The organism is Singulisphaera sp. GP187, assembly GCF_900129635.1.
Taxonomy (GTDB): Bacteria; Planctomycetota; Planctomycetia; order Isosphaerales; family Isosphaeraceae; genus Singulisphaera.
The window spans coordinates 953,193-966,451 of record NZ_FSRB01000003.1; the positions used below are offsets into that span (position 1 = coordinate 953,193).

The 13,259-nt window shown below is 64.2% G+C and carries 7 protein-coding genes; 5 read left to right on the forward strand and 2 right to left on the reverse strand.

Features of this window, described 5'->3' with window-relative positions:
• Window positions 1-15 precede the first annotated feature (15 nt).
• Entirely contained in the window at window positions 16-912 is an 897-nt protein-coding gene (locus BUS42_RS39855; RefSeq protein ID WP_074317162.1) for an SDR family oxidoreductase, read from the reverse strand.
• A gap of 118 nt (window positions 913-1,030) precedes the next feature.
• Here BUS42_RS39855 and BUS42_RS39860 point away from each other — a divergent pair, with 118 nt between their 5' ends.
• The 5 genes from BUS42_RS39860 to BUS42_RS39880 all read left to right on the forward strand — a co-directional run bounded on the left by BUS42_RS39860 (window position 1,031) and on the right by BUS42_RS39880 (window position 7,153).
• Window positions 1,031-1,957: an AraC family transcriptional regulator gene (locus tag BUS42_RS39860; protein WP_074317164.1), complete on the forward strand. Its 927-nt coding sequence runs from the start codon at window positions 1,031-1,033 to the stop codon at window positions 1,955-1,957.
• Window positions 1,958-2,313: 356 nt separating this feature from the next.
• The gene (locus BUS42_RS39865) at window positions 2,314-3,339 is read left to right on the forward strand and encodes a DUF1559 domain-containing protein (protein ID WP_074317167.1); all 1,026 of its coding nucleotides are present in this window, start codon (window positions 2,314-2,316) and stop codon (window positions 3,337-3,339) included.
• An 87-nt stretch (window positions 3,340-3,426) separates the two neighbouring features.
• A complete protein-coding gene (locus tag BUS42_RS39870) occupies window positions 3,427-4,149 on the forward strand; it encodes an ABC transporter ATP-binding protein (protein WP_074317169.1) in 723 nt (240 codons plus the stop codon).
• A complete protein-coding gene (locus tag BUS42_RS39875) occupies window positions 4,146-5,645 on the forward strand; it encodes an ABC transporter permease (protein ID WP_083671333.1) in 1,500 nt (499 codons plus the stop codon). The genes BUS42_RS39870 and BUS42_RS39875 overlap by 4 nt, the downstream gene beginning before the upstream one ends.
• A gap of 14 nt (window positions 5,646-5,659) precedes the next feature.
• Window positions 5,660-7,153, forward strand: coding sequence for a DUF3526 domain-containing protein (locus BUS42_RS39880; RefSeq protein WP_083671336.1), 1,494 nt, complete (start codon window positions 5,660-5,662; stop codon window positions 7,151-7,153).
• A gap of 332 nt (window positions 7,154-7,485) precedes the next feature.
• On the opposite strand, the gene BUS42_RS39885 is transcribed toward BUS42_RS39880, so the two are convergent.
• Window positions 7,486-13,020, reverse strand: a complete 5,535-nt coding sequence (locus BUS42_RS39885; RefSeq protein WP_074317585.1) for a tetratricopeptide repeat protein — start codon at window positions 13,018-13,020, stop codon at window positions 7,486-7,488.
• Window positions 13,021-13,259 lie beyond the last annotated feature (239 nt).

The following is a 13,259-nucleotide window of genomic DNA, read 5'->3' on the forward strand; positions in this document are numbered from 1 at the left end:
CCCAACTGGCAGCTCTCAGGCCCGGGACCAGTCCATGTGGTCGAGGTCTTCGATCATCCCGGCCTTCTGCATCGGGTGCCATCCGAGCCGCTCTTGCGTCAGGGCGCTTGACGCCGGCATGTCCATCCCGGCGAACAACCCCATCCAGCCGAAATGACCGGCAACCTCCTCGGGCGACAGGGAGACGACCGGGATCTTCAAGCCCCGCCCGATGGCTTCCGCGATCGCTTTGGCCGTCACGCCCTCCTCGGCAACCGCGTGATACCTCGCCCGGGTCGCTCCCTTCTCGAGGGCCAGCCTGTAGACGGGGGCGGCGTCGAGGACATGGACTGCGGGCCAGCGGTTGAGGCCGTCTCCGAGGTATGCCGCGACGCGTTTCTCGCGGGCGACGTCGATCGCAGGGGTGACGAGTCCTTGCTTCTCGGTGTTATGCACTTGGGGCAGGCGCACCACCGACACGCTCACGCCACGCGCGGCGACCGCCTCCGCCGCGAATTCGGAGGCGGCACGAGGGTTCCGGTGGTTGGGATCGAAGTGGTCTTCGATCGAGGGCTGGCCCGGCGCTTTGGTCCCCATCCCCGTCCCGGAGGTGATGACGAAAGGGCGGTCGGAGTCGGCGAGTGCATCGCCCATCGCCTCAATGGCTCGCCTGTCCGCTTCGCAGACCTCCTGAAATCGCGAAAAATCGTGGATGAAGCCGAGGTGGATCACCCCTTCCGAAGCCGCCGCTCCGCTCCGCAGGCTGTCCAGGTCCTCGAGATCGCCCCGGTGCACCTCGGCCCCGGCGGTGACGAGCGCCTCGGCCCCCTTGTCTGATCGGGTGAGGCCGAGCACCGTGTGCCCCGCCTTGATGAGATCCTGAACGACGGCAGAGCCGATGAAGCCGGTGGCGCCGGTCACGAAAACACGCATCAGGAAGCCTCCCTTAGGATTCGACTTTCGGTCCCACGGTCGATAAGGTAGGCTTTTGAGCTGCGACGATCTATGCTTGAGAGTCCAATCTTTCTTTGCGATCGTCCAGGAGTATCCCATGGACCCGCTCTCAGGCGTGCTGTCGCTCCTGAAACCACGAAACACCATGTGCGGGGGCTTCGACGTGGGTGGGGAGTGGTCGCTCCAGTTCCCCCAGCACGAAGGCATCAAATGCTACGCGGTGGTTTCCGGCCAGTGCTGGCTTGTCGTGGAGGGGGTTGCCGAGGCGGTGCACCTCAAGACGGGAGATTGCTTCCTGCTGCCCTTGGGACGGCCTTTCCGCCTGACAAGTGACCCGAATTTGCCGCCCGTTGACTTCAGGGCGATGTATACGCGGCCGCTGAACGGTGGCATCGCCGTTTGGAATGGGGGAGGAGACGTCTCCGGCGTGGGGGGCTACTTCGGCCTCGAAGGCAAACACGCCGGCATCCTCCTGGGGATGCTCCCGCCGATCGTCCACATCAAGAAAGAGGCGGACAAGCGGGCGTTGCGTTGGTCCATCGAGCGGATGATGCAGGAGCTGCGCGAGCCGCAGCCGGGGAGCTTTCTCGTCCTGCAGCACCTCGCCCACCTGATGCTGGTCCAGGCCCTGCGGGCGCACCTGGCGGAGGGCCTGAGCGGGAGCGTCGGATGGCTCTTTGCGCTGGCGGACCCGCAGATGAGCGTGGCGATCCACGCCATGCACGACGACCCCGCACATCCCTGGACCCTGCAGGAGCTGGCGGAGCTGGTCGGGATGTCTCGGTCGAGCTTCGCCGCGAAATTCAAGAAGACGGTTGGCTCGACACCCATCGACTACCTGATTCGCTGGCGAATGCTCCTGGCCGGGGATCGGCTGAAGAATTCCGGCGATTCCCTCTCGGTCATCGCGCAATCCCTCGGCTACGAGTCCGAGAGCGCCTTCAGCACAGCCTTCAAGAGGGTTATGGGCTGTTCACCGCGGCAATATAGTCGTGGCCCGGATTTGGTGACGGCTTCGCATTAGCGAGGGCAAAGACCGAAAAGAGCCGGAGCCTGTGCGTCGATCACGGTTACCGGGCCTGATCCTCCGCTGGATTGAGCACGTTTCGTGAGGAGCATCGCTCGCGACGATCCGCTTCCTCAGAAACGCGATCCTCTCACGTCGCTCCCGCTCCTTGGCGGGTTCGGACCTGGTGTCCCGCAATCCACTCTCCACCCGCGCGACTTTCAGCTTCAGCCATCCGAGCCCCCACGGGTCGAGCCCGGACTTTTCTCCTCGCGTCGGGAATACCCTCTGGTATTATGAACTCGCAGTTCGTAACATCACGCGGACTGGGGCTGATCGAGGCCTCGGTTTTCAACGGTTGTTGAGAGAGACCAATGACACGGCGCCGCGCGTTTACGCTGATCGAACTGCTCGTCGTGATTGCGATCATCGCCGTCCTGATTGCGTTGCTTCTGCCCGCGGTCCAGGCGGCGCGCGAGGCGGCTCGGCGGTCGCAGTGCACGAACAACCTGAAGCAGTTGGGCATCGCCACCCATAACTATCACGATACGATCAGCCGATTTCCGTTTGGGGCGATCGTTCTGCCGGCGAACCACCCGTACGTCGTGGCCAATATCACGAAGCAAGGGCACTATCGCTACTCAGCGCTCGCTCAGTTGACCCCGTTTCTCGAACAGACGAACGTCTACAACGCGTTGAACTTCGACGTGGCGATTCAGGACGCGTCGTCCGTGCTTGCGCCCCAGAACACCACGATCTATTCCACGGTGGTGACCCTTTTTCTCTGCCCCAGCGACGCGAGTCGCGGCCAGGTCCTGCCGACCTATGCGTCGGCGAATTACATGGCCTGCTCCGGCACGGGCGTTGCCAGCGGTGGGTTCGGCCTTCCCGACCCGGCGTTCGGCACGCCCGACGGTGTCTTCTACTTCAATTCGTCGACGACCCTGGCCCAGATCGTCGACGGTTCGAGCAACACCGCTCTGATGAGCGAGACCATCATCGGCAGTGGGGCCGCCTCGTCGACCACGCCAGCGGGTGCCGTGAACCCGGCGGAGGTCGCCAAGCTCGTCTCGGGTGGCAGTCCCGTGTACATACCATTGACAGAAGCAGAATGCACCTCATCATCCAACTTCTATTTTCAACGGAACACGGCCTGGATTCACGGCGACTACCAGCGCGGGCTCTACACGCACTTTTTGGCCCCCAACAGCAAGACCTACGACTGCCTGAGGCAGCAATACCATGGCTGGAAGGCCGCTCGCAGCCGGCACTCCGGCGGCGTCAACGTCCTGCTCGGCGATGGATCGGTCAGGTTCGTCAAGGACTCAGTGAATCTCCAGGCCTGGCGCGGCCTGGCCACGAAGGCCGGCGGCGAGATTATCAGCGCCGATGCTCTCTGATGCCTTGATGATCTCGAAAACAAGACAATGCCTGTGGGCTGACGATGGCTCGATCGGCCATCCCGCCGCCTCTCGTGAGGAGTCATCATGCTGCAAGCCGTGTCGTTAACGAAAGCGTATCAACACGACGGGCCCCTGGCCCTCGACCGGTTGGACCTGACCGTCAAACCCGGCGAGGTGTTTTGTTTGCTCGGACCCAACGGCGCGGGGAAGACCACGACGGTCCACCTGTTTCTCAACTTCATCGCGCCGAGTTCGGGCCAGGCCCTGGTTTGCGGGATCGATAGTGCCCGCGACCCGCTGGCCGCTCGCCGCAAGCTGGCCTATATCCCGGAAAACGTGATGCTTTACGGGAAGCTGAGCGGCCTGGAAAACCTTGCCTATTTCAGTGCCCTGGCCACCGGTGTGCGACGGAGTCAGGGAGAGCTTCAATCGCTCCTGGTGCGAGCGGGTCTGCCCGCGGACGCGGCGAGTCGGCCGGTGGCCGGTTACTCCAAGGGGATGCGGCAAAAAGTCGGAATTGCCATCGCGTTGGCGAAGCAGGCTGAGACGCTTCTGCTCGACGAGCCGACCTCGGGCCTCGATCCCCTTGCCGCCAACGAGTTCGCGCGGCTGATTGAGAGTCTGCGTCAGCAAGACATGGCCGTGCTGATGGTCACACACGACCTGTTCCTGGCTCAACAGTGCGGCACCCGGGTCGGCATTATGCAGCGTGGCAAGCTCGTCTTCACTCTGATCACGGCCGATACCGACCATCTCGGGCTCGAACGTGCTTACCTCGAAGCGTCGCGCGTTCAGGAGGTGGCATGACCACCGCCCCCGCACCGATCGCCCCCCACCCACGTCCGCAACCCGCCGTCACCTCCCATCCCTCGATCCGGCCGGTCCTCTGGATCGCCCACAAGGAGTGGCTCGACCTCCGCCGTGACGCGCGGTGGCGAGTCCTCTCCGGGGTGACGGTGCTTTTGATGCTGGCCGCACTGGCGCTCGGCCTCTTGGAGACCCGACGCCTGGAGCGGGAACATCGGGCGGCCGAGGCGGGCGACCGGCAGGTCTGGACCGCTCAGGGGGCCAAGAATCCGCATTCCGCGGCCCACTTCGGCCAGTACGCCTTCAAGCCCGTCGGTCCGCTCGCCCTGGCCGAACCGGGAATCGATGCTCATGTCGGCAGTGCGGTGTATCTCGAGGCGCACAAGCAGAACGAGGTGCAGTTTCGTGCGGCGCGCGACGGCACCCTCGCCGCGCGGATGGGGCACTTGACCCTGGCGCTCGTCTTGCAGACCGTCATGCCGCTGATGGCGATTCTCCTCGGCTTCGCGGCGTTCTCGGGAGAGCGGGAACGAGGAACCCTTTCCCAACTGCTGAGCCTGGGCGTGCGGCCCGCTCAACTGCTCCTGGGCAAAGCGCTGGCGAGTGCGGGCGTCCTGATGGGACTCCTTCTGATCGCATGCGCGGGACTCGCCGCGGGCCTGGCTCTGTTCGGCTCCGACCACGCCGCCGAAGTCGGCGGCGGTGGCCTACGACTTGCTGGCATGGCCCTGGGTTATTCGCTTTATCTTCTCGGATTTCTCGCCTTGGCCTTGGCCGTCTCGGCTCGAGCCCGCAGCTCGCGAACGGCCCTGGTCGGCTTGCTCATATTTTGGCTGCTCAATAGCTTCCTGGTGCCGCGCGGGGTGACCGACCTGGTGCGCAACGCCGACCCGCTCTCCACGACCCTCGCCTTTCGTGCGGCGATTGCCGACGACAAGAAGTCGCTATTCGGCCACGACGAGAACCACCCCGGTTTCCTCGCGTTTCGCGATCGCGTGCTCCGGCAATACCAGGTGAAGCGTGTCGAGGATCTGCCGGTGAGCTTTCGCGGACTCTCTCTCCGTGAGGACGACGAGGCGGGCTATCGCATCTTCGACCGCCACTTCGACAAGCTTCAAGCCCAGGTCGAGCGGCAAGACGCCTGGCGCTCCGCACCTGGGATTCTCTTCCCGATGCTGGCCTTGCAACCGGTATCGATGGCGATGGCCGGCACCGACAACCGGCATCACCATCACTTCGCCAAGGCGGCCGAGGCGCATCGCCGTCTCATCCAGACCGCGGCAAGCCAAGACCTGATCGACCACGCCAAGAACGGTGACGCCGACTACGTGGCCTCGGAGTCGACCTGGGCAAGGATCCCTGCGTTTGCCTATCGACAGCCGGGTGCCGGTTGGGCCTGGCAGGGCCAGACGCGCAACCTGTTGACGTTGACACTCTGGTTTTCAACCTGCTCCGCCTTGGCCTGGTTCGCGGCTCAGCGTCCGCGGGTACTCTGAGGAAACGAAATCGCATGAGCACGTCCGTGTCCCGTACGCCTCAACAACAGGCTGCGAACCCTGTTCGTAAGGACGTCTCCACCTCGGTGTTGAAGACGTCGATGCGTTGCGAGTGGCGGTTGTTGCGCACCGATCTCGGTTGGTGGTCCGCGATCGCACTCCTGCTGGCCTGCCTCCTCTTCGCTTTGCATAACGGTTGCGTCCGGCTCGACGAACGCGCCCGGAGCATTTTGGCGGAGCAGCAGGACGAGGCCGAGCGACTCGCGACCCTGACCCGACAGCTCGGCCAGATCGAGCGCGGTGAGGTCAAACCACCCGATGCCCCTTATCGCGACCCCGGCAACGCGATCTACGTGGGTCGGCGCCAGGCCGCCACCGTGGCCTACCTGCCCAATGCTCCACTCGCCGTCACGGCGGTGGGGCTGGCGGACCTCTACCCGCACAGCTTCCAGGTGTCGGCCGGAAGCAAGGACAGCTTCCTGTTCGTCGATGAGATCGCCAACCCAACCCACCTACTGAGCGGCAGTTTCGACGTTGCCTTTGTCATCGTCTACCTCTACCCCCTGGTGTTGCTGGCCCTGAGCTACAACGTCCTCTCGAGTGAGCGCGAACAAGGGACGCTGGCGCTCACCGTCGCGTCATCCGCGCCGCTCATGACCGTGCTCGCCGGTAAGTTGGCTGTGCGCACCGGCAGCGTGATCGCGGCCGCAATTGTGACTCTCGGGTGCGCTCTGTTATTGGTCACGGGCGGAGCCGCGGGACTGGCATCGCTCGCCCTGCTCACGCTGACGATCGGGTTCTACGGCTTGTTCTGGGTGGCACTCTCCTTGCTGGTCAACAGCCTGGGGCGTGATTCCTCGTTCAATACGGTGGCCCTGGTCATGGCCTGGGTCTTGCTCTTGCTCGTGGCCCCCGCCGCCATGAATGCGACGGCCCAGGTGTTCTATCCCACGCCGCCGCGGTCCGAGATGGTGCTGGCGGTGCGCCACGCCGCAATCGACGCCGAACGCGACCGCGAGGCCACCGAGACCAAATTCCGCGAGGAGCACCGCAGCGCCGGCGACCGTGGGGACGCTCGCAGCAAGCAGACTCTCGCAGTCACGCTCGCCGCCGACGCCCGAGCCGACGCGATGCTGGCCAACCACGAAGCCCAAGTGCGTGCCCAACGCCGCCTGAGCGATCGGCTTGCCTACCTCGTTCCCCCAGTCCTGATCAACGACGCGATTGTGGAACTGGCCGGCAACGGTCCCACTCGCTGGGACGACTACCTGGAACGGATCGGCAGATTCCACACCCGATGGCAATCCTTTTTCGTCGACCGCGCAAGCCAAGGCGTAGCCCTCACGAGTGCCGACTACAAAGCGTTCCCCCGATTCGCGTCGTCCGTGGCTCAAACACAAGGGTTGGCTACCATCACGTGGCGAGTTCTGACGGCCTTGACCTGGGTTGCCGCCATCTCGACAGCAATTTATTTGTACGCCGCCCGGCGGATTTCGCATCAAGCCTGAGCCAACAGAACCGACTGGGCACAAGTTCGGAGTGCCCACCATATCGCACTTATCGACACCACAATAGAGTTTCAGACGACTTCGAGGAGTTCCCCAGGGATTGCGCCCTGGGCCTTACACGGTCGCCCCATCGGGGCTGGCAAAGTTGGCATGACCGCGCAGACAAGCGTTCACACAGAAGGATTGGCAATGCCGCGACAGGGCGACCGCACGCCCAATCCATAACGACATCACCACATCTCGCTCTCATGAAAAACAACTCGCAAATACTTACACCACACAATATTCACCATATCACAATTTGCACTGAAATCGAATTGCCTCTGTCGTGATCACTCCCATTCCCGCGCCCGGTCGTAGTACTGCCTCATGGTCGACACGATCCGCTTCTTCTCGTTGAGAGCGACGAAAAGGAACAGGAGAATGCCCAGGGAGAGCATCACGCCCGAGCGTGCCAGGACATTCGCCGCGCTCACGCGGCCGACCTGGTAAACGACGTCGAGGACGAAGCCGACGAGGCCGAGCCAGAGGAAGGTCTGGATCCGCAAGCCGATGCCGACGAAGATTCCGACGAGAGACAGAAGCAGGAGCGTGAGCCAGGCGCCGAAGCTTTGGAACTGCCAGATGGGCAGGGCGAGTGAAGCGTAGACCACGGTCAGACCGAGTCCTCGGATCGCGTTGACGATGTCAGTGCCGAACTCGCGGCGGTTCACCTCGGCGAAGAGGATGGCGGATAAGCCGACGGGGATCAGGAAGAGTTGGGGATGGTCGGCCAGTTGCCAGCCGACTCGGGACCAGGCGATCCAGAGAATGGCGTTGAGGAGCACCGCGGCCGCATAGCCGAGCGACTTCCACTGCCTCGTGTAACAGGCCACGCCGTAGAAGGCCGCCGTGGTGAGGAGCAGGAACAAGCTGAGTTCATCCAGGCGCCCGTCGAGGATCGCCATCGCCGGCGGGATCAGCGGCAGGACGAGCGAGACGTACAAGGTGGGCCGGGCATAGAGGTTCATCTTGAAACGCTGCATGACCTCGGAGAGACCGAGGTCGAGATAGCCGAGCAGCGTGAGCACGGCTGCGTCGGTCGCGACGGAGACGGGAAAGAAGAAGCGGTAGTGGAAGTAAGCCCCTAAGAGCGTGGCTTGCGCGGCGTAGATCAGCCAGGGCGCGTACCAGCGACGGGCCACCAGAACGTCGAACCCGGCGGCGACCATCAGGATGCCGACCCCCACCAGGGCTTCACCGTCACCCAGGTCGACCGAACTCACGCTCAGCGTCAGCGACGCGATCGAAGCCACCGCCCAAAACGACCCCAGGAGCGCCACCTGCTCGAGAGCAAGCACAACCCGGCCGCGTGACTCCACGCCCCACGACTTCGAGGCAAAGCTGGTCGTCCGCAACCAGGTCGCGAGGGCCCAGAGCGCGAGGATCGCCGAGGTCGTCCCCAGGGCGAGGTCAAACGCCCACGGAGTCGTGGCGGAGATCCAACGCGGGCGCCCCAGTTGAAACACCAGAAGCGAGCTGAACGCACACCAGGTCAGGCCCCCCACCAAGGCGGACGACACCCGGTGTCGGGTGATCGCCTGGATGCCGAACGTCAGGGTCGCCAGGAGCAGGGTGCCGAGCGTCATCGTCGTGGCGGTGAATTCTCCCTGGGTGAACGCGCAAGCGATCAGCCCGAGCAGGAACGCCGCGCGGTCCGCAAGGTTGACCCGACGCGCGGAGACGGTCGCGCCCACTTCGCCTCGCGTGTCGAAGAGAACGATTGCCAACCCGAGCCCGGCGGTCAGCAACGGGATGACGTTCGTGAAGCGGCCGACGAACTTGACGAGGATCGGCGAAATGCCGAGCCACCAGAGGAAGAGCGTCAAGACCACATAGAGGCCAAGCACGCGGTTCTCGCCGAACCGAGGCGTCTGGCCCACGACGTAGACCCAGGCCAGCAACAGCGTCGGTCCCACGACAGACCATCCTGCGTCCGCCATGAGGGTTGAGGGAACATCTCCGAAATAGACCCAGGCGAAGGTGGCGGCCCCCACCAACAGAGCGGTCAGGCTCCCCGCGATCGTGAAGGCGAACAGGGACCAGCGCTCGAGAACGGAGCCGGCCCCGACCTCGTCGATCCCGAGTCGTTGGCAGAGCACCGGCTCGACCCTCAGGAAATCTCGGCCCAGAACGAGCCAGAAGACAGCCAACAGAGTGCCGGCCAGCAACCAGCCGGCCGGCATGGTGACGAGCGGGGCCACGGCCATGAGGTATCCCGTCGAGGCGAGTGCGGCGAAGGCGTGAATCCACCCCGAATAGTGGTACGCCTTGAGCATCAACAGGCAGAAGATCGAGAGACTGAGCGGCACCCAGGCGTGGGCCGACCATGGCACCTCGTGAGCAACGATCGGCATCAGCAAAAGACAAAGAGCCACATATCCACAAATCACGGCCGCATTAAAAAACGGAAACTCAAGGGCTAAGGCGGGAATCTTCAGCCACCGGCAAACGCGGAGCCCAACCCGCTGGGCCACGACGCCGACTCCCCAGAGCGCAAACACCCCGAGCACCGCGCCCGCCATCCGCTGCTCGCCCGATAGGCGCGGGAGCAAGGTCAGGTTGAGCACGCAAACGAGAGAACCGAAGGCCGCATACAGCCAGCCCGCGGCGGGGAAGCTCTTGACCATCAGCAGGAACGCGACCGCAATCAGGGACATCGCAACGGCGGACGAGAGCGACGTCGGGATCGCAAGCACGGTCAATAGAAGTGAAGACATGAAGAGTGGCCGGGCATAGATCCGAATCGTCTCGGCCCGACCGGACCGGAGCGTGAGCAACCCGATTCTCCAGAGCCCGAGCCCCTCGATCACGGCCACCAGACCGAGGATGTACGCCTTCGACGGGTCGGACCGGCCAATGCTGAACAGGGTCAAATAGGTCGCGGAGACCAATGAGACGACCGCCGCATAGGTCAAGCGCGGCGTGCGCCAGGTCGCGGTGAGCAAGATCAGAACGACGCTGTTCGCCAGCAACGCGCCAGCGCTCGCGGGATAGGCGTCACGTGAAACGAATCGCGCGAGAAAGGCGAGCACGAAGACAAGGCCTGTCATTCCGAGTGCCATCACGGAGCACGGAATCGCATAAAAGGAATCGCCTCCCTCACGACGCACGACATACCCGGTTCTCCACAACGCCAAGGCCGACGCGGCGGAGATCAGGGCCAATGCCCCCAGACCGATCCCAGGATCGGGCCAAGCCACCCGGCCCCAGCCGAGCACCAGTTGCGACGCCACGACGAGACCGATGCCAAGGTAGACGAGCGCCACCTCACGACGAAATCGAGTCAGCCAGAGCCAGGCCACACCGCCCAGGGCGAACGTGGCGGCCACCGACACCGACTGGCCGCCCCCTCCTCCCGCCGCCATGACCACGGCCAGGAGCACGAGAATCAGCACGGCGTCGGGCAGCCCCGCGAGGAAGACTCGCGCCCGGGTCGACGTTCGGTTCCTGACCCCCTCCAGGGCCGTCATCAAGATCAGGGCCAGGGCCGCGGTCACCACGCCGAAATGAGGCGAGAACCAGGCCCGATCACCGCTCGCGAGCGTCAATCCCCCCAGAGCGGCTCCCAACAGCCCCACAACCGTGAGAAAGACCAGGGGGACGTGGGGCAAGTCGGCGACGACGAGGGCGCAGAGCCAGGCGGCGAAGAGGAACGTCGAGGGGGCCGTGATCGTGGCCGGCGCGGGGTGGAGCACGGAGACACCCGCCGCGGCCATCGCCGCCACGGCCAGGACCAGGGCCACGTGGACCAACGGGATCCGATAGGCGTCCGGCACTCGCCATCTCTGACTGACGCGACCCGTTCCCCAGATCGTGAATCCGAGCGCAACCGTTCCCAAGGCCCTGGCCCCCAGGGTGATTCCGGGCACGAGCAGAGACCCGAACAGGAGCGCTCCGGCCAGGGTCGAGCAAGCGAGATAGACCACCCTCGGCGCGGCGAACAGCGGGATCGCGATCGTGAAGAGGATCGTATAACCCGACATGCAGAGGACCGCCGCCTTGGGCTCAAAGGCGCTCAAGACGCATGCGGCGATGGCGAACGGAATGCCCAGGTAGTGGCAATGCCGGGCGAGTCGCTCGTCCTGCCAGCGCCTCGCGAACCGGACGGCAAGAAGGGCGAGCAGCGCGTTGAACCCCAGCCCGTTGAGCGCCTTGAACGGGAAGGGAAGTTTCTGGCGATAGCCCAGGGCCTGGCGTGCGACCTCTTCGACCGAGTGGACCAGGTCGACCATGAAGTAGAACGCGCCGAAGTATCCCAGGAAGAGCGAGCCAAACGCAAAATAGAGATAGGCCGGCTGGCGGTAAACGCGGAGCAAGGCCCCATAGAGTCCCAGCCCCAGGAGAGCCGTCGCCAGGATGTTGCCGCTATAGAGCGCCGACAGTCCTGGGGGCCGGGACAGGGCCAAGGCGAACGCCAAGGCGGAAAGGATCAAACCGCCGAACCGCATGAGCAAGATCCGCCGCCGATCCTTCTCATAACGCACCTGGTGATAGGCCGTGTGTACGAACGCGATCGCCGTGAGCATCACCGGTACGGCAAACAAACAAGGATGCAGCTCCGGTTTGATCGCGGCGGCCGTGCGAAGCAGCCCGGACAGGAAGGCGAACGTGAGCAGCCCCAGCGAGAAGTAGGCGAAATCCCGGTGCTCGTCATCGCTCTCGGCCTGATACCGGGTGTTCAGCCACCCCACGCTCGCCAGGAAGATCCAAGGGGGAATCAGAAACGCGGAGACACCCCAGGCATACGAGACACCCCGCGCGGTCGCCGCGTCACAGGCGCTCAGGGCCACGAGGGCGACGGCAAGAAAAGTCGCCCCGCTCCGCCAGTCCAGGGCCCGAGCCACCATCCTGGTCACGAAGAAGAGCGCGGTGACGTCAAGCCCGAGCACGACCAGGCGTGAAAGACTCGGCGCGATCAAGAGCCGCATCTCGCCCGCGAGCATGAAATTGACCGGGACGACGATCAGGGTCGTCATGAGCATCATCCGCCCGGCGCGCTCGGCCCCCCAGCGCACCAGGCCCGCGCCAAACGCGGCGAACATCAGCGTATAGACCAACGCCAACGAACACTTTCCGACCGGCGACCAGAGCCGAGGTCCGAGCAGCAGGTGCGCCCCGACCGTCGAGCTGACCACGATCAAGAGGACCGCCAGGCAGAGGATCAGCTTCTGCCAGTGCTCCTCGAGAAACTCCCCCGCGACACTCGACCAGGAGAATGCGGGCCGTACCGGCTCGGAGTCAGTCGCTGGCTCAGGCCTGAGTTCAGGTTCAGGCTCACGCTCGACGGTTCTGACCTCGGGCGAGCGCGCTTGCGGGACGGCCGGCAGTCGCTTCTCGATGTCGCGCACCCACTGCGACCAGACCTCATTTTGCGGATTCAGGAGGCTCAATCGTCGATAGAGCGCCAGTGCCTCGGCGAGCCGGCCCACCCGCCGCAACGAGAAAGCGAGCAAGACCAGGGCCTCTGGGTGGTCGGGATAACGTTCGAGCCAGGGGCCACAAACCTCGATCACCCTGCGATCGTCGCCCCGTTTCACAGCCAGCCGAGCCGGTTCGAGCGTTTCTGCTTCCACCGCTCGCTCTGCCTTGGCTTCCTCCGCCAAGGGAATGACCGGGAGCGGTTCCACCCCCTTCAGAACCCGCCCGACGCCTTCGAGCTCGTCCCGCCGCGCCCTCGTTTCCGCAACCACCGTGGCAAACGCTTCGGCCGAGATCAGATTCCTGGCGCGCATCGTCTCCAGGCTCGCGAGCAGGTAGGCGATCGACGCCAATTCCCCCGTCGCTTCGGAACTTGGCGATGGCCCGGTCTTTGCAGTCTCGTCCAACAAGATGCGACTCCCTCTGGCGGGACGGATGACCGTTATATTTTTGTGGAGGCTTCCCTGCAACATCCGCCGCCCAATTAGGGGCGCCGATCACGATTGTGACAACAACCCTCTGCCCGAACCGCCTCCGATCGTGCCACGACTCCTCAGAAAAATCTCAGGAAAAGGGTCCGGATCGACCGATTACCCAAGAAAAACCAATTGCGCCACCTCGGCCGAATCCTGACCTGCGTATGAAA